The organism is Peribacillus sp. Bi96, from assembly GCF_918698115.1.
In the GTDB taxonomy this organism is placed as follows: Bacteria; Bacillota; Bacilli; order Bacillales; family DSM-1321; genus Peribacillus.
On record NZ_CAKKLV010000006.1, the window covers coordinates 71,093 to 88,243 of the forward strand.

Annotated in this window: 16 protein-coding genes and 1 pseudogene; 5 read left to right on the plus strand and 12 right to left on the minus strand. The window is 40.1% G+C overall.

The annotated features are described in order from the left end of the window. Nucleotides 1-42: 42 nt before the first annotated feature. A pseudogene (locus LQ203_RS09815) lies at nt 43-948 on the minus strand (chemotaxis protein). A 556-nt stretch (nt 949-1,504) separates the two neighbouring features. Next, a complete protein-coding gene (corA, locus tag LQ203_RS09820) occupies nt 1,505-2,479 on the minus strand; it encodes a magnesium/cobalt transporter CorA (protein WP_230157556.1) in 975 nt (324 codons plus the stop codon). A 159-nt stretch (nt 2,480-2,638) separates the two neighbouring features. Between corA and LQ203_RS09825 the strand changes: the two genes are divergently transcribed. Beyond that, nucleotides 2,639-3,781, plus strand: a complete 1,143-nt coding sequence (locus LQ203_RS09825) for an aminotransferase A (RefSeq protein ID WP_230157558.1) — start codon at nt 2,639-2,641, stop codon at nt 3,779-3,781. 92 nt (nt 3,782-3,873) lie between these two features. Here LQ203_RS09825 and LQ203_RS09830 read toward each other — a convergent pair whose 3' ends face one another. From LQ203_RS09830 to LQ203_RS09860, 7 genes are all read right to left on the minus strand, one after another. Then, the gene (locus LQ203_RS09830) at nt 3,874-4,239 is read right to left on the minus strand and encodes a hypothetical protein (RefSeq protein ID WP_230157559.1); all 366 of its coding nucleotides are present in this window, start codon (nt 4,237-4,239) and stop codon (nt 3,874-3,876) included. Nucleotides 4,240-4,304: 65 nt separating this feature from the next. After that, nucleotides 4,305-5,177: an NAD(P)-dependent oxidoreductase gene (locus tag LQ203_RS09835; RefSeq protein WP_290370560.1), complete on the minus strand. Its 873-nt coding sequence runs from the start codon at nt 5,175-5,177 to the stop codon at nt 4,305-4,307. Nucleotides 5,178-5,214: 37 nt separating this feature from the next. After that, nucleotides 5,215-6,000 carry an SDR family oxidoreductase gene (locus LQ203_RS09840; RefSeq protein ID WP_230157560.1) on the minus strand — a complete coding sequence of 262 codons (786 nt, stop codon included), beginning with the start codon at nt 5,998-6,000 and terminating at the stop codon, nt 5,215-5,217. 316 nt (nt 6,001-6,316) lie between these two features. Then, nucleotides 6,317-8,032: a phosphoenolpyruvate--protein phosphotransferase gene (gene ptsP / locus LQ203_RS09845; protein WP_230157561.1), complete on the minus strand. Its 1,716-nt coding sequence runs from the start codon at nt 8,030-8,032 to the stop codon at nt 6,317-6,319. After that, nucleotides 8,032-8,298 (minus strand): phosphocarrier protein HPr, encoded by a 267-nt coding sequence (locus LQ203_RS09850; protein WP_230157562.1) that lies wholly within the window; start codon nt 8,296-8,298, stop codon nt 8,032-8,034. The genes ptsP and LQ203_RS09850 overlap by 1 nt, the downstream gene beginning before the upstream one ends. A gap of 214 nt (nt 8,299-8,512) precedes the next feature. After that, nucleotides 8,513-9,298 carry an iron export ABC transporter permease subunit FetB gene (gene fetB, locus LQ203_RS09855; protein ID WP_230157563.1) on the minus strand — a complete coding sequence of 262 codons (786 nt, stop codon included), beginning with the start codon at nt 9,296-9,298 and terminating at the stop codon, nt 8,513-8,515. Beyond that, nucleotides 9,298-9,927 (minus strand): ATP-binding cassette domain-containing protein, encoded by a 630-nt coding sequence (locus LQ203_RS09860; RefSeq protein WP_230157870.1) that lies wholly within the window; start codon nt 9,925-9,927, stop codon nt 9,298-9,300. Before LQ203_RS09860 ends, fetB begins: the two co-directional genes overlap by 1 nt. 180 nt (nt 9,928-10,107) lie before the next feature. Here LQ203_RS09860 and LQ203_RS09865 point away from each other — a divergent pair, with 180 nt between their 5' ends. Both LQ203_RS09865 and LQ203_RS09870 read left to right on the plus strand, forming a co-directional pair. Then, the gene (locus LQ203_RS09865) at nt 10,108-10,932 is read left to right on the plus strand and encodes a thermonuclease family protein (RefSeq protein WP_230157564.1); all 825 of its coding nucleotides are present in this window, start codon (nt 10,108-10,110) and stop codon (nt 10,930-10,932) included. Nucleotides 10,933-11,657: 725 nt separating this feature from the next. Then, nucleotides 11,658-12,152, plus strand: coding sequence for a sigma-70 family RNA polymerase sigma factor (locus LQ203_RS09870; RefSeq protein WP_230157565.1), 495 nt, complete (start codon nt 11,658-11,660; stop codon nt 12,150-12,152). A 45-nt stretch (nt 12,153-12,197) separates the two neighbouring features. Here the strand turns inward: LQ203_RS09870 and LQ203_RS09875 are convergent, their stop codons facing one another. Continuing rightward, entirely contained in the window at nt 12,198-12,392 is a 195-nt protein-coding gene (locus LQ203_RS09875) for a hypothetical protein (protein WP_230157566.1), read from the minus strand. 442 nt (nt 12,393-12,834) lie between these two features. On the opposite strand from LQ203_RS09875, the gene LQ203_RS09880 reads away from it, so the two are divergent. After that, nucleotides 12,835-13,011: a DUF2187 family protein gene (locus tag LQ203_RS09880; protein ID WP_064505160.1), complete on the plus strand. Its 177-nt coding sequence runs from the start codon at nt 12,835-12,837 to the stop codon at nt 13,009-13,011. 195 nt (nt 13,012-13,206) lie between these two features. Next, on the plus strand, nt 13,207-13,833 hold the full coding sequence (locus tag LQ203_RS09885; RefSeq protein ID WP_230157567.1) for a hypothetical protein: 627 nt from the start codon (nt 13,207-13,209) through the stop codon (nt 13,831-13,833). 46 nt (nt 13,834-13,879) lie between these two features. On the opposite strand, the gene LQ203_RS09890 is transcribed toward LQ203_RS09885, so the two are convergent. Together LQ203_RS09890 and LQ203_RS09895 are read right to left on the minus strand one after the other, a co-directional pair. After that, nucleotides 13,880-14,920, minus strand: a complete 1,041-nt coding sequence (locus LQ203_RS09890) for a hypothetical protein (RefSeq protein WP_230157568.1) — start codon at nt 14,918-14,920, stop codon at nt 13,880-13,882. Nucleotides 14,921-15,259: 339 nt separating this feature from the next. After that, complete coding sequence (locus LQ203_RS09895) at nt 15,260-16,954, minus strand: M3 family oligoendopeptidase (RefSeq protein ID WP_230157570.1); 1,695 nt, start codon at nt 16,952-16,954, stop codon at nt 15,260-15,262. Nucleotides 16,955-17,151: the final 197 nt, after the last annotated feature.

The window sequence follows — 17,151 nt, forward strand, 5'->3', positions numbered from 1 at the left end:
AAACGGGCCTTGAGGTAATTCCTCAGCGGCCCGTTTTCACATTTATAATACAAGTCTGTCTATCAACTTTATAAGCTCCGCAATTTCAGGTTTGCTGATTTGTGCGTCAGCCCCTACCACCTGCCCCTTATGGCGCAAGCTATCCGTAATCAAAGAAGAGAAAATAATGACCGGCAATATTGAGAGCTCACCACTTTCCTTTATTCTTCTAGTCAAATGATGACCATCCATTTGAGGCATCTCAATATCAGTAATCACCAATTGCACTACTTCTTCGACCACTTTTCCAGATTCAATCAAATTCTCTAAATAATTCATGGCATCAAGACCATTTTCATAAAACTCCAAGTACTTGAATTCAGCCTCTGACAATGTATCAAACAGCAGCTTTCTCAATAATGGGGAATCTTCTGCAATCAGGATTCTCTTGTCTGAGTTTTGCCGGATGCCGAGCTTTTTAACCTACTGGATGTTTATTCCCGATTCCGGATTGATTTCGACCACTATTCTTTCAAAATCGAGTAACAGTAACATTTCACCATTTAATTTTATGACCCCGATAATCTGACTTTCTAGTCCTTGATACATATCCGAAGGCTTTTCGATTTGGGACCACGAAATACGGTGTATCTGTGTAACCGTATGTACATGGAAAACCACTTTTTGCTGATTGAATTCCGCGACAATGAACTTATCCTGCTCAGGAGTTTCAGATGGAGGAAACCCTAGAGCATCCGCCACATTCACAACAGGCAGGACTTCTCCGCGGAGCTCTATGATCCCCTCAACATTTGGATGGGAATGGGGGACAAGTGTGATGGGTACAGGATTAATGATTTCCTTCACCTTGATTACGTTAATGCCGAATTTATTCTTTCCGATGCCGAATTCCACTATCTCCAGCTCATTCGTTCCACTTTCCAATAATATCCCTTTGTTTGCTTCCATTGGTTCATCTCGCCCTTCTCTTACTTTTTCAATTTTAGTTCCATAAACCATTTTACTAAAGCAGAAAATCCTGCTTGTCAGTTAACTAGGCCTATCATGATTTTATCTATGAACTCATACCTAATAATTCGGTTACTTATGTCTTTTGTTTAGGGCAAAGGAAAAAAAAGAATAAGAAGGGACTATTTATTAAATTAGCTCTTCAACCAAACAAAAAAAGGAGCCTCTATCAAGCCCCCTTTTTTGTTCGGCTACCAACGTCGCGGAAACCATATCGTGGAGTTTGTTTCTTCAATGAAACAAACTCCACGATTTAACCGACATTGTATAGACATGCCGGATCGTCGCTATATACCGCACTGCAGCCCTTACAAACCCTATTCGTCCTCCTTTTAAATTCGTCACTTTAAATCCAGGAGTATTTTAGCCACTGATGTCGTGGGGCGACTTCAAAAGATACTCTCAAAAACCGATAGGATACGATTCCAGCGGGTATCCATATGATGCTTCCAGCAATGATGGGCGGGCCAAAGCCCAACCAAAATCCGCCCTGTTTTCAGTTCTTTCGCGATCTTTTCCTTGGATTGAGCCAACCTTTTTTAACAAAGTATAAAAACATCATCAAGGCAATTCCACCCATCAATCCAAGGATGAGGAAATAGCCATAGTGCCAATTTAACTCAGGCATATTTTCAAAATTCATCCCATATACACCTACTATGAAAGTCAGCGGCATGAAAATGGTAGTGATGACAGTCAAAGTCATCATCGTTGAATTCATATTATTAGAGTTCACAGACAAATAACTATCCCGGATATCGGAGGAGAAATCTCGATAGGATTCCAGCATTTCAGTCAATTTAAGAAGATGATCGTACACATCATTAAAATAAAGGTGCTGATCTTTTAAATAATTGAGACGCTCAGATGAAATCATTCTGTACAACAAATCACGCATCGGTAAAATGGTCCGGCGGAGCCTTGACATATCCGTACGCAAATCGAATAGCTGATCCATCAGGTCGTTTATCGTTTCATTTTCAGTATTGTCCTCAATGCTCCCCAATTCGCTCTCCATTTTATAAACAGGAGGGAAAAATTCATCGACGATCCTGTCAATTAGCCTGTGCATCAAGAAAAAGGGACCCTGCTTCAACATTTTATTTCCAGAAATTTCTTCCCACACCTTTTCAACTTCAGGCATTTCTTCCTTATGAAAAGTGATTATCCATTTTTCTCCAACAAACATATCCAATTCAACGGCTCTAAATACCTTTTGCCTGAGAGCATGTATCACAAGAAATTGATAGTTTTCATAAAAATCCATTTTAGGGCGTTGGTTAAAGTCATCCAGGCAGTCTTCTATTGCCAGCGGATGAAAGTGAAAATGAGTGGATAAAAGTTCGATTTCCTTGTTTGTCGGGTTGGAAAAATCAACCCAATACCACTCGATATCCGGATTATTCATTTCTAATAGCGGTAAATCAAAACTGACTTCTTGGTTTGAAGTTATCGCACAAGTCCTTATCATATGTATCAACCCTCAAAGTTTTCTTATCTTTCATTATACCTTTAATTCATTAATCTCAAAAAGTATTTCTCCCTCATCCAAACTAAATGATAAAATAGAATGGATCCGTCAAACATAGTACATAAGCTCATGAAGTTTGAAAAGGGAGGATATTCATAGATGGAGCATTTAGTTAACCCTCTAGTAAAAGACGTTCAAATATCAGGAATCCGTAAATTCTACAATATGGTAGCTGATATCGAAGGCACCATTTCTTTAACGATCGGACAGCCAGACTTTCCAACTCCAATGCATATTAAAGAAGCGGCAAAACAAGCCATTGATCATGATTATACCGTTTATACTCACAATGCCGGCTATCTCGAATTAAGGGAAGCAGCATCGGAATATATTAAGGATAAATACAAACTAACCTACGATCCAGCCGATGAAGTCATAGTGACCTCTGGTGCTAGTGAAGGCATTGATATTACATTCCGAACGATCCTCGTCCCTGGGAATGAAGTTATATTACCAGGACCGGTATATCCAGGATACGAACCCATCATTAAAATGTGCGGTGCAGCTCCCATCTATGCCGATACAACCAAAAATGGATTTCGTTTGACGGCAGATATTATTGAAAAATACATAACTGATCAAACGCGTTGCATCGTTTTGCCATATCCATCGAATCCGACTGGGGTCACATTATCTGCCGAAGAATTATTGGATATTGCCGAACTCGTACGGGGCAAGGACATCTTCATATTGGCTGATGAGATATACAGTGAACTTGTATTTGATCAGGAACATGTATCGATTGCCACATTCTTAAAAGAACAAACCATCGTCCTGAATGGTTTGTCCAAGTCTCATTCCATGACAGGGTGGAGAATTGGCCTTCTGTTTGCGCCCAAATCCATCTCTTTGCATATCCTGAAGGTCCATCAATACAATGTAACTTGTGCCTCTTCCATATCTCAGAGAGCTGCCTTGGCTGCATTGACAGCGGGCAAGGATGATGCCATTCCGATGAAGAACGAGTATGCAAGGAGACGAGAATATGTATACAATCGCTTACAAGCAATGAATTTGGAAATAGTCAAGCCAAATGGTGCCTTTTACTTCTTTATAAAGCTTCCTGAAGGGTATACCTCTTCTCTTGACTTTTGCCTCAAGCTCGTTAAACAGGAAAAAGTGGCTGTAGTCCCTGGAGACGCGTTCTCTCCTCTCGGCGAAGGGTACTTCAGGATATCTTATGCCTATTCCATGGAAACCTTGGAAAAAGCTTTGAATCGAATTGAAGCTTTTTTAGCTTAAGGTTAATCGAAAAAAAAAGTGGCCTTCAATAGAATCATTGAAGGCCGCTTTTTCCATTTCCCAAAATTTCTTTTTCACCATGCTAGATACTGCTAATACAATCTACGTAAAAAACGAATTTCCCGATATCCTTCTTCCTTATTTGTCGTGGTAAGGCTCACTTCAACAATGGATCCAAGTAAATCGGCCATCACATCTTCAAATTCCTTTGAGGAGCGCGGTTTTGAAAGACCTAAACTTTTCAATTCGCGCATCAGGATTTGGAAACCGGCATTCGTTTCGATATGACTGAATTTCACCGGCAAGATTAGCGGACTTTCATTCATTAATTTAAGATCCCAACGTATGGGCTTAGTTTGATGAATGGTTTTTTCGCGTTTAAAACCTTCAATCCTGACAATATATCGACCATCTTCCAATTCCTGAAATTTCATATTGATGTCATCGAATTCACCCATAACGATCACTCCTTTTTGTAAAGGCTGTCGCTATCAGCTTATTCATGAAAAAGGAACGGTAGCACTTAATTATAGTGTTTATATAACGCCTGGGTGCCGCTATTTTCCTCCCCAGCTTCTGCCAGGCCTTCATATAGGGATTTGCTCAGGCTTAATCCTGGCGCATCCATTCCCATTCTTTCTGCTTCATCAAGTGCGATCTTCATATCCTTAATGAAATGCTTGATATAAAAGCCTGGTTCAAAATCCCCTTTGACCATACGCGGCACTAGATTGGACAGTGACCAGCTCCCAGCAGAACCCGATGAAATACTTTGCAGAACGCGGTGTGGATCCAATCCCGCCTTTTTGGCATAAGAAATCGCTTCAGTCACTCCGATCATATTGGATGCTATGGCGATTTGATTGCACATTTTCGTATGCTGTCCAGATCCAGCCGGGCCTTGATGGACTACATTACTGCCCATGATTTCAAAAATGGGACGTACCGCTTCGAACGCCTCGCTATCACCGCCGACCATGATCGTAAGCTTCGCATCACGTGCACCGATATCTCCACCTGAAACAGGTGCATCCAATGATTCCATTCCTTTTTTCTTGGCTTCCTCGGCTATTTTCACAGCCAAAGATGGAGTGGAGGTCGTCATATCGATTAAATAGGTACCCGCTTTCCCATTCTCGATAAGCCCATCGTCTCCTAGGTAAATTTCTTCAACATCGCTAGGATACCCTACCATGGAAATGATTACATTAGCGTTCTGTGCGATGTCCTTAGGTGCCTTTACCCACTTTGCTCCCAGTTGCAGCAGATCGCTTGCCTTATCTTTCGTCCTTGTATAAACAAATACCTCATATCCTGCCTTAAGCAGATTTCTGGCCATGCTTTTCCCCATGACCCCTAAACCTATGAATCCGATTGCTTCGTTCGATTGCTTCACTGCAAATTCCTCCCAATCATTATGTGGAAAATAACCCTTAAATTGATTTTACCATTCCTCCGTCTACTAAATACGACTGGCCCGTTAAATATGTATTGGCACCCGAAACAAGGAAAGTAACGAACCTAGCAAATTCCTCAGGTTCCCCGTACCGCCCAAGAGGGATTTTATTAATGGCTTGTTCAGTGATCACCTCAGGAGTGACCCCTTGTTTCTCTGCATTCATATTATCAAGGTGCTGAACGCGGTCTGTGGCGATCCTGCCAGGAGCAACTGTATTGATCAAAATCTGATCTGGAGCTAACTCAGTAGCCAACGTCTTTGACAATCCAACAATTGCAGTCCGGAATGTATTCGATAATATCAGTCCCGGAATCGGTTCCTTGATGGATGAAGATGCAATATTGATGATTTTACCGCCCTGTTTTTTTAGGTGGGGCAGGCTCTCACGGATTGTCCTGATGTAGCTTAGTAAATTAAGTTCAAAAGATTGTTGCCAATCTTCATCATTGAAATCTGTAAATGATCCCCCTGGAGGACCTCCGGCGTTATTAATAAGAATGTCGATACTGCCGAACTCTGCAGCTGTTTCCTCAACCAAGCTTTTAATATCTTCCGTTTTTGTTATATCCGTTGCCTTATATGCAACTTTACCCGCCCCAAGCTGCGCTAACTCCCTTTGCACGTCGGCAAGCTTTTCTCCATCACGGCTGGCAAGCATGACATTTGCTCCTTCTTTAACCAATTCTGCTGCTATCGCCTTCCCCAAACCTTGGCTTGAAGCTAAAATCAAAGCATTTTTCTTGTTCAAATGTAATTCCATATGATTTCCTCCATTCTCGTAAAATAAAAATATATATATCCATTATATCGTTAATGCTGAAAAGTGAAAAATCTGAATAATCATCCTTGTTTTTTCTTTGGTTTTAAATTGTTAACCCAAAAAAATTGCCGGTTGGATAGCCCAACCGGCGTCAAAGGGGGAAATGAGAATGTCAGCTGCCCTACTAGAGCAAAACAACTGTGCTTGCTTTTTAAATACCCCCATTTTCTTGGAATAAACATTCTTCCTAAAAAAATTACAAACAGCCCCCCCAACGAAGATTCTATGGAGGGGGCTGTTTTTCACTATTTAATTATCATTTCAAAGCGTTTACTACCGCTTCTTTCACATTATCATTCGTATCCATCATTAAAACTTCTTGAGATAGTTTTTTCATATCTTCAAGCGTAAGTTGGCTAATTAAAGAACGTGCTTTTAAAATCGAGGTTGCACTCATTGAGAATTCATCGAGTCCCATTCCGATCAGGATCGGGATAGCCACTTCATCTCCAGCCATCTCTCCGCACATCCCAGCCCATTTTCCTTCTTTATGAGCTGCATCTATGACCATTTTAACCAAGCGTAAAATCGATGGATTATATGGTTGGTATAAATATGATACTCTCTCATTCATTCGGTCAGCGGCCATCGTATACTGAATCAAGTCATTAGTCCCTATGCTGAAGAAATCGACTTCCTTAGCAAATATGTCCGCCATCACTGCAGTTGAAGGGATTTCGACCATAATTCCAACTTCAATTTTTTCAGCAACCTGAATACCATTATCAAGCAATTCCTGCCTAACTTCAGCCAATACAGCTTTAGCTTCGCGGAATTCAGCTAATGTGGCAATCATCGGGAACATGATCTTCAGATCACCGTAAATGCTTGCACGAAGCAGGGCACGGAGCTGTGTCCTGAAAATCTCCTGCTCATTTAGGCAAAGCCGAATCGCACGGTAACCAAGGAAAGGATTCATTTCCTTAGGAAGATCTAGGTACGGCAACTCCTTGTCACCGCCTATATCTAGCGTTCTGACGACTACAGGCTTTCCTGACATTCCTTCAAGCACGGCTTTATATGCCTCGAACTGTTCTTCTTCACTCGGAAAGTCATTTCTGCCCATATAAAGAAATTCTGTACGGTATAACCCGATTCCTTCACCACCATTTTGATGAACGCCCTCAAGATCTTTCGGTGTGCCTATATTGGCAGCCAATTCCACATGATGACCATCTTTTGTAACCGTTTGTTCATGAACGAGCTTAGCCCACTCAGCCTTTTGCATAGCATAGGAAACTTGTTCCTCTTCGTAGCGTTTTACGAGTTCAGGAGTAGGATTGATATGAACCTCACCCTTTAACCCATCAATAATGATCATGTCACCATTTTCAATGGACGATGTTACTGATTTTGCACCAACGACAGCAGGGATTTCCAATGAACGTGCCATTATTGCTGAGTGAGATGTACGTCCCCCGATATCGGTCGTGAATCCCTTAACATAAACCGGGTTCAACTGTGCTGTATCGGAAGGAGTCAAGTCCTCCGCAATAATAATCACTTCTTCAGCAATCAAGCTTGGATTTGGAATATGAACACCTAAGAGATGTGACAACACCCTCTTAGTGACGTCACGGATATCCGCTGCACGTTCCTTCATGTATTCATTATCCATTTGTTCAAACATTGTAATGAACATACTTGCTGTCTCATTTAGGGAAAACTCAGCGTTGACGTTTTCGGATTGGATTCTATCTTGTATAGGAGTAATAAGTTCCGGGTCAGCCAAAACAAGTAGGTGCGCGTCAAAAATAGCGGCTTTATCCGCCCCTAAATCCTTTTCTGCTTTTTCCCTTATTACTTCCAATTCATTTGTTGACTTTTGAATAGCTTCCTTAAAACGGGATATTTCCGCCCCGACATCTTCTATGCTTCTTTTTTCAATCGATAGATCTGGCTCAGTCAGTCGATAGGCTTTAGCGATGGCTATTCCGTTTGAAGCTGCTATTCCACTAATCAAAGTGGACATTATTCTGCTAATCCTTCTCTGTTCAATGTTTCAGCAAGTGTGTTTAATGCATCATTTTCATCGCTTCCCTCGGCAGTAATCGTAATTTCTGCCCCTTTGCCGATACCTAGGGACATTACACCCATAATGGACTTAAGGTTCACTTTTTTCTCTTTGTAAGCAAGATTTATTTCTGAATCAAACTTTCCAGCAGCTTGTACAAGCAATGTAGCCGGACGAGCATGAATTCCTGTTTCTGCAGTTACTGTAAATGTTTTTTCTACCATATAAATCAATCTCCTTTAAGATAAATTAACAAAAATAGGTTATGTAAGGGGGTTTCTATTTCCACTCAGGAAAGAACTGAAAAAAGAAATGCCCTTTTCCTTAACAGAATAGCATTATCATTCCCAACAAACAAACCAAAACTATCTAGTACCTAAAAAATAGTACAAAAATATAGATGGAACTGCAACTATTACTTTTCAGATTTATTAATAATTATATGGACAATTGAGCATTTTTGGTAAAAAAGGCTCTGAAACTCAACATAATGAAAAGAACCACCGTTAATGAAACACTCCCGAGAATTCCGATAAGTATGGCAATTTGGTATTCTATTGCGATGAGCGGACTTATCCCAGACATAATTTGACCTGTCATCATTCCTGGAAGGAAAATAATCCCCATCCCGAGCATATTGTTCAAAGTTGGAAGTACTGCCGAATCGAATGCAGCATCTACATATTTCTTGACAGCCCTTTTCGGAGTCGCTCCCAGCATCAGCATCGCCTCTACCTTTTCACGATTACTGCATATCCCATCATGGAGGTTTTTAAGCGCCAACGTCACTCCAGTCATAGCATTCCCCACGATCATCCCTGCTATTGGAATGAAATATCTTGGCTCATACCAAGGAGTGAAATGGATCACCACCACATTAAAATAAAACAAGGCCGCCATGGGACCTGTCAACATACTTAGGATAACCATCCTTTTGATTTTCTTGTTGAGCGTATAGGGCACTTGCTTAAAAATATTATGGATGGAGAACAGGGCCATCGCACATAAAAATCCTAAGGAAAGTAAAGGGTGGGGATTTTCAAAGATATATGTCAAAACATAACCGGCAAGAATAAGTTGGACTGTCATCCGCACCGTAGCGAGAATGATTTGCTTTTCCCTTGAAATCCCTCTCCATTTCACGATAATCAGCAGAACGACAACAAAGACGTAGGCCGCACAAAGACGCCAGAACTCAATATCTATTATCCCATTCCCCTCCATTAATAGTCATCCTCCTTCGCCTTTTTCATAATGATCATCTTTTCAGCACATATGTCAGCAAGTTGTCTTGAATGGGTAATCATGATGACGGTTCCTTTTTCAAGCTTCACTTCTTCTAAAAATCGGCTCATAACCTTCAGTTCGGTTTCCTCATCGAGAGCTGCTGTCGGCTCATCCAGTAAATACACTTCGGGTTTTAACAAAAGTAATCTCGCTAGTGCAAGCCTTTGTTTCTCCCCGCCTGAAAGATTCTCCGCACCATCGGTTAAAGCCTTCTGCAGCTGGACCGTTTCGAGTGCCTTCTCCAATTCAGTTTCATCCTTCTTTTCCCGTTCTGTCAATTCCAAACCCATTTGGAGATTTTCTTCAATCGTTCCCGGTAAAATGAACGGTGTCTGAGACAACATTGTGACTTTACGTCTGTGCTCTATCGGATTGAGACTTTCCAGCAATTGATCTTGATAAAAGATAGACCCGCTATCCGGATCATCCATCCTGTTCAATAAACGGAGCAGTGAAGTTTTTCCTGCTCCGCTTTCCCCAGTCAAGCAAGTAACCATTCCTGCCGATATAGTCAAATTATCAATATGTAGAATGCCTTTATATCTAATCTTTTCGAGTCTAAACATCATTTCTCACGCCTGCCTCTCATACTTCACCATATCATTATAAGAAACTATCATGGTATGTGGTAGCAATGAATGTAAATTTTTTCATTTTCTTTCCCTTTTTAATAGGGTAGTATTATTCCTGGCGATTATATCCATGACAAACATGGAAAACACCTTTGAAATGGAGGCATTTTATCAATGAACAGAAATTCCTTTTTACCTTCTTGTCTGCATGTGCTACTCCTAACTGCCATTTCCCTACTCATCTTGACTGGCTGCCAGGGCGCCTCGGATATCCTGAATGATGAATCCCAACAGGAAAATTCGACATCCAATAAAGATATCCAATCCATTAAAGATTCTTCTAATGAAGAAAAGGGCCATACATTCACAGCCAAAATCATCAGGGTTGTTGACGGAGATACAGTAAAGATCAAAATGCCTAATGGAAATGAAGAAACGGTCAGGCTTCTATTGATAGATACCCCGGAAACCGTGCACCCATCCAAGCCCGTTCAGCCTTTCGGCCCTGAAGCGAGCAAGTTCACCAAGGATTTAATGCCTGCCGGCTCGAAAGTGGAAGTAGAACCTGGTATTGGTGAAAGAGATAAATATGGCCGGCTGCTGGCCTATTTTTATGTAGATGGAAAAATGGTGAATAAACTCCTGCTTGAAAAAGGACTGGCCAGGGTCGCCTATGTTTATGCACCGAACACTAAATATCTTGATGAATTGGAAAATATTCAGAAACAAGCCCAAAAAGACCAAATCGGTATTTGGTCAATTGAAAACTACGCAACATCAAAAGGCTTTGATGATTCGAAGTCCAAAGAAGTATCAGTGGAAAAGACAACTGTGAACTCATCTTGCAACAATCCAAAAATTAAAGGGAATATAAACTCTAAAGGCAATAAAATCTATCACATCCCTTCTGGCCAATATTACGAAATAACTAAACCAGAAGAAATGTTTTGCACAGAACAAGACGCACAGGATGCCGGATTCAGAAAATCACAGAGTTAACAAAATGGTTTGAGCAATTTGTCTACCTTGGAGTGTTAGAGGAAATCAAAATGAGTGACAATGAAGCATTTCGTTTTAGCTTTTCTCCCCCACTTCCTGGTTTTTCAAAAAAAATAAAAGGGCACGCCAATACTGCATGGGCGGATGCTTTGGCCAAACTGAAATTCGATAAAAGACAAGAGTCCTTCACTTTTAGCTTTATGGTGAAAGGGCTCTTTTTTTACGTAGGTTTTTTTTACGTAGTTCATATAAATGAAAAGTTCAGTAGAAAAGGATGAGCAATTGCTCCATCCCTCAGTTTGTAGACAAAAGAAGGTCCATCTAAATTTCAAAACAAAGTTGATAGGAACAGGCATATGAGACTCCTGAGGGAATACGCGGCCAAGGGCGTATCAGCGCCGAGGAGGGCTCCCGGACCGCCCGCGGAAAGCGAGTGCCTGGGGGGAAATCAACGTCAAAGAACTTAAAATCCATCGGAAGAAGAATGAATGAATTATTTCGGCTCATCCAATTTTAGGATGTGTTATTCATTTGGTCACCCCCACATTCAAGATCACTTGAATGTCCATTTTCAATTCATAAACTTTTGATTTGCCGCCTGAAAACCCCCCTTTTATTCCTTCCATTTTTCAGTTATGCCTTTTCGCTATAGCCGAAAAAATTATATACGGTAGAAGCACCCGGGAATACACGAAAGTGCACTTTTCAAAAGGTAGCCATGCATAATGGAAGATTTCTCAGCTCTAGCAACAGAATTCACTCCGATGATCCATCATATTATCCGATCACTTTCCATCTATAAAAACAAGGATGAATATTACCAAATAGGGTTGATTGCCTTATGGGAGTCAAATGAAAATTTCAATAAGGAATACGGACAATTCCATAACTACGCTTATACTGTAATCAAAGGCCGAATTCTAAACGAATTAAAACGTCATCATAAATATGAAACCCGCAACACACCCATTGATTCCGCCACCCTAGAGATTAAAGACCCTTTTTCAAAGCTCGAAGAAGCCTTCGCCATCGATAATTTCCTCCACTACACGGAAGGCTTGACACTGAATCAGCAGCGCTGGCTCTTGCAGACGTACTTGGAAAATAAAACAGTGACAGAAATTGCCGAGATATATCAGGTAACTGCCGCAGCCGTCAAATCTTGGAGAAATTCCGCATTAAGAAAATTAAAAAAGCAAGTGATTTTCCATTGTAAATAACAATGGGGTGGCTCATCATATGAGCCACCCCGAATTTCCTTTTCATCAACTTCTCGCTTCTTGTAAATACGTATAGATTATCTCTCCATTATGGTGAGCATTTCCCCGAAAATGTTTAAAGTCTTCCCTTTTCACAAGAACCTCTCGAAAACCTAAAAAATCTTCCTTTGATATCCTGAATTCATCCATTTCACGATTTGCCAGTTTATCGAGTACATCTTTTGCTTCTTCTGCATTCAAAATATTATCCTCCTTACATATCAATTGTTTCTATCCGTATTCAGACAGGAGAAATTCCGTTTCCATTTTATCATAAGCTTGGCTTTAAATATAAATCGGAATTTTTTGGGGAGCACTTGCTACATTATTCTTTACGAATGCTATAAAATAGTGCAAACTGTATAGTAAAATATCATAATGTAAAATGATTGGTATTTTTTGTACATAGGATTACATACTGGCAGCATAGCTGCGCTTACAAGTTATACCAAATGATGCCAATTCATTACAAGACTGCACTCCCCCCTTTAAATGTTTAGCTTACCGTACCGACAGTAGAGATATCTTATTCTCTTACTTGCACTCCCAACGTCAAAATCTAAAAGGCAAGATGTTCGAATAATCCAATTACTCCATAGTTACTTTTTGATCATTGGAAACAAAATGGGAAAGGATGATTACCATGAAGAAAGCGGAAGTTGGAAATATCATTGAATTTAGAGAAGGCTTGAAAGGAATCGTCGAGAAAGTGAACGAAAACTCAGTGATCGTGGACGTCACGTATATGGAAAATTATCGTGATTTGGAACTTGAACAAAAAACCGTCGTCAACCATAAAAATTATAAAATTATAGGTTAACTCAATGTAATCTAACGGAATGGTTTCTCAATAACCATTCCGTTTTCATTTTTAGTAATCATCCTTTTTTGTTTCTCTGTTATTTTTTGTAACAATTTTCATTTCATACCGTCTATTCATTAAAGGTGAAAGATACGTAAGATTACAGGAAATGTTTACATTGATAATGACATTAGAAAGAAGTGATCAAAAGAGATGTTTATTTGGACACGTTATTTAGGCAGTGCCACATTAGCAGCTTTACTGCTGACTGGCTGTGGATCAACCACAGACGAATTCACAGAGGAGCAACAGGAGGATTCAGTAAAAGAGGAAAATGAAAACCATTCTTCTCATGGGGACAATGGCAATATCGGAAAAAACAACAAAGTAAGACTGATGGAGCAAAACTTGCAATATACGAGTAATGGGAAAGTGAAAGAAAAAACTGCCTTTCTAAAAAAAAGTGATAATCAACCGTTCAGCCTCTACGTTTTGCAACAATTTAAGTTAAGTGCTGAAGAACCAGGAAAAGATATCGTTTTCCTCACTGAAGATGACTCCATTTATATGAGAATCGAATTGTTGAGGGAGGATGTCAACTGGGATGAAGTGGAAGAAAATGTTCAAGCACAACTAAAAAGTCTCTCAGAAACGATTAAGGAGCCAGCACTTAATGTGGAAAACGACACTGGGTTTGAAGTGGAAAGTGGGGATGATGTGATTACTTCCATATTGCTCAAGGATGAAAAAGCACCCGTCCGCTTAACAATGTTCACGAAAAAAGATAAGGATTACCGTGATGCTTTTCTAGAGATGGCCAAGACACTGCTGAAAGAATGATCCCCCATTAAATTCCGGGAAGGAGAGCAAAGCCCCCCATTCTTCGTTACTCCTTCCCTGCCTTACTTTTCCAGACCAGCATTAAAAAAAGCAGGCTTATGTATCCAAAAACTGGATAAATATATCTTAATAACCTTCCATATCCGAATTCACCTATGATCAAAGCTATAAAAAAAATCAAAGCGATGATCAGCATGCTTGGCAATTTAATATAACTGCTGATTTGGCGCTGTAATCCATATATGTTTCCAATGACTGAAGTGAATATTTCCCCGTATATCACCAAAATAAACATCCAATATAACTGCCCGGCTGCCGTTCTCATGATAACAGCTGAAGGAATTTCATAACTATTCACGTCTGGAAGTGTCATAAGTGAAAAATGCCCCGTTAATAAAATGATGGTTAGAAATATGCCTCCAAGAATCGCACCGTGTTTGATGACCTTCTCATCCCGGACTTCATACGCAACCGGAACCAATACAGCCTGTGCCAAAGCAAGGTTAAAGGCCGTATAGGCAAATGGTGACAAAATTGTTTTCAATGTGATCACTTCATCAGGAACCATTGTAAGGTTCTTAAAGAAATCTCCATTTCCCAAGGTCGAGAAAAAAAGGATCAAACTAAAACAGATCATGATTGGTACAACAAATGAGTTTACAGTGAATACACCGCGCATTCCCATCATCAAAACCAAGGTTGCCAGGATGATCGTACACCAGCTTCCCATACTTTTCGGCAAGCCAAGTTGTTCTTCGAAAACGGCACCTGCACCGGAAATCATGACCGCTGTCACCCCTAACAGCATGATAAGGAAAAAGATATTGATGATCCCGGCCATTTTCTTGCCAAAAAGAAATTGATTGAACTCCTCATAAGAAGATGCCCTGATCCTCGAGGATATGAGCATGATTTTCGTTCCTGTAAAAATGAAAATATAACCTGCTATTAAAATCCCAATAAAGCCATAAAAGCCATAACGGGTAAAAAACTCGACAATCTCTTTTCCAGTTGCAAAACCCGCACCCACCACTGTCCCTACATATACGGCTGCAATCTGAAAAATCCCTGACCACCTTGACAGCATACTCTCCCCTCCTCCCTACATTTATATGTAAGGAAGATACATTTAAGACAAGCCAAGTAATATTCCTGAAATAGCAGTTTTTTTCTTGGCTTAAAGGCATTAAAAAACAAGTTTTCTTTCTAACATGTTGAGTTCAAACATTCCCTATCCACTCCTTTCGGCATATCACTCTATGGGTAATCCCGAACGGCCTTCGTAATGATTTTGGGGGATGATAGCCAATTTAAAGCGAACACGCCCTTTCTCTTGGTATGGGAAAGATAAAAACGCTTAAGGAAGCATCCTCAAGCGTTTTTTTGAAGCATTGATAAAACCCGGTATCTAGTAAATCCCTACCTTTTATAATGCTTTATCATCGACATTGGAAAGCCATCCGTCTATTCCCTTCACAACTGACTGAACTGTCCCCTCAAAAAATGGAGATTCCAAATTCGCAGTATCCACGAGTCCAAGGAAAGATTTGCTTCCTCCAAGTTTGCACAAATTCAAATAATCCTTCCAGGCCGTTTCATCTTTTTCAGCCGACCTTTTCCAGAATTGGAATGCACATATTTGGGCCAATGTATAGTCGATATAATAAAAAGGTGACTGATAAATATGGCTTTGTCGCTGCCAATACCCGCCATTCTCCAAGAATTGATTGCCTTCATAATCGCGATGCGGCAGATATTCCTTCTCGATTTTACGCCAAGCCTGCTTTCTTTCAAGAGGGGAGGCATCAGGATTTTCATAGACAAAATGCTGAAATTCATCAACGGCTACCCCATAAGGGAGGAATGTAAGTGCCCCACTTAAATGGGAAAACTTATACTTTTCCGTATCTTCCTTGAAAAACAGCTCCATCCATGGCCACGTAAGGAATTCCATACTCATCGAATGGATTTCACAGGCTTCATATGTAGGCCAGTAGTACTCTGGAATATCGAGGTTACGGCTCCGATACACTTGGAATGCATGTCCTGCCTCATGTGTTAAAACATCTATATCCCCGGAAGTCCCGTTGAAATTAGAAAAGATGAATGGTGCTTTATAATCTTCTATAAAAGTACAGTAGCCCCCGCTTTCCTTTCCCTTTTTCGCCACAAGATCCATCAGGTCATTTTCTATCATATAATTGAAAAACTCATTCGTTTCAGGCGAAAGCTCTTGGTACATTTTTTTCCCATTTTCGATGATCCACTCAGCATCTCCCTTAGGAATGGCATTGCCCGTTTTGAAATGAAAATTCTCATCATAATAGTACAGATTGTCTAAGTCAAGGCGTTCGCGCTGACGGCCCTTCAACCGGGTAACAAGCGGTACCACTTGCTCTTTCACCTGTTTTCGGAATGCAGCGACCATTTTTGCATCATAATCAGTTCTTGTCATTCGATAATACCCAAGTTCCACGAAATTCACATAACCTAGCGCTATCGCAATCTCATGCCTCACTTTGACGAGTTCATCGAATATTCGATCCAATTCCCCTTGCTTTTCTTCAAAGAAGCCATAATATACCTCACTTGCATTTTTCCTTAATTCACGGTCCGCCGACTCCATAAAAGGCTGAAGCTGAGCAAGAGTTAGTTCCTTCCCATCAAAGTGAATTTTTGCGGAAGCAATTAATTGCGAATATTCGCTTGATAATTTATTTTCTTTTTGCAGTTGTGGGATGATTTGAGGCGAAAAGGTTTTAAGTTGGGCCTCCGCCAAGTCAAACAGTTGATTACCCCATCTCGCCTTAAGCTCCTTACGATATTTTGATTGAACAAGTTCATTGTAAAATTTTGAAGTCAATTCTTCCATTTCAGGGGAGAAGTCATCTACATAATCATTCTCCGCTTTATAAAATTCATCATGTGTATCAATCGAATGTCGAATATAAACCAAATTAAACATCGTACCTACATAGTTTCGAATTTCATTAATTTCTTCCATGGCTTTTATTTGTGCATCTGCATTTTTAGCACCCGCAAATTCCTCTAAAACCTTCATGAAACGGATTTTAATTACATCCATTTCAGGACGTTTATATTCATACTCATTAAATTTCATATGTACACTCCTTTACACGATTTAACACCATTTTTTTCTTCGAAATCCAGATTGACGCTAACACTCAAAAAATCATTATTTTTTAGACATATTCTCCTTAATGGTGATTTTCGTAATATACTTAAATTCGCCAATCAACTATTAAAAACCTTCAAGTCCTAGAATCAAATCAGGATTTACTAGCCATGATCTTCATC

Bases quoted from the DNA above. Each gene is read 5' to 3' on its own strand.
- LQ203_RS09860 (WP_230157870.1), bottom strand. From the start codon at position 9,927: ATGTTTAGACTCGAAAAGATTAGATATAAAGGCATTCTACATATTGAT.
- LQ203_RS09830 (WP_230157559.1), bottom strand. From the start codon at position 4,239: ATGGGTGAATTCGATGACATCAATATGAAATTTCAGGAATTGGAAGAT.
- LQ203_RS09885 (WP_230157567.1), top strand. From the start codon at position 13,207: ATGTTTATTTGGACACGTTATTTAGGCAGTGCCACATTAGCAGCTTTA.
- LQ203_RS09890 (WP_230157568.1), bottom strand. From the start codon at position 14,920: ATGCTGTCAAGGTGGTCAGGGATTTTTCAGATTGCAGCCGTATATGTA.
- ptsP (WP_230157561.1), bottom strand. From the start codon at position 8,032: ATGTCCACTTTGATTAGTGGAATAGCAGCTTCAAACGGAATAGCCATC.
- LQ203_RS09865 (WP_230157564.1), top strand. From the start codon at position 10,108: ATGAACAGAAATTCCTTTTTACCTTCTTGTCTGCATGTGCTACTCCTA.
- LQ203_RS09880 (WP_064505160.1), top strand. From the start codon at position 12,835: ATGAAGAAAGCGGAAGTTGGAAATATCATTGAATTTAGAGAAGGCTTG.
- LQ203_RS09850 (WP_230157562.1), bottom strand. From the start codon at position 8,298: ATGGTAGAAAAAACATTTACAGTAACTGCAGAAACAGGAATTCATGCT.
- LQ203_RS09840 (WP_230157560.1), bottom strand. From the start codon at position 6,000: ATGGAATTACATTTGAACAAGAAAAATGCTTTGATTTTAGCTTCAAGC.
- LQ203_RS09825 (WP_230157558.1), top strand. From the start codon at position 2,639: ATGGAGCATTTAGTTAACCCTCTAGTAAAAGACGTTCAAATATCAGGA.
- LQ203_RS09870 (WP_230157565.1), top strand. From the start codon at position 11,658: ATGGAAGATTTCTCAGCTCTAGCAACAGAATTCACTCCGATGATCCAT.
- fetB (WP_230157563.1), bottom strand. From the start codon at position 9,298: ATGGAGGGGAATGGGATAATAGATATTGAGTTCTGGCGTCTTTGTGCG.
- LQ203_RS09895 (WP_230157570.1), bottom strand. From the start codon at position 16,954: ATGAAATTTAATGAGTATGAATATAAACGTCCTGAAATGGATGTAATT.
- corA (WP_230157556.1), bottom strand. From the start codon at position 2,479: ATGATAAGGACTTGTGCGATAACTTCAAACCAAGAAGTCAGTTTTGAT.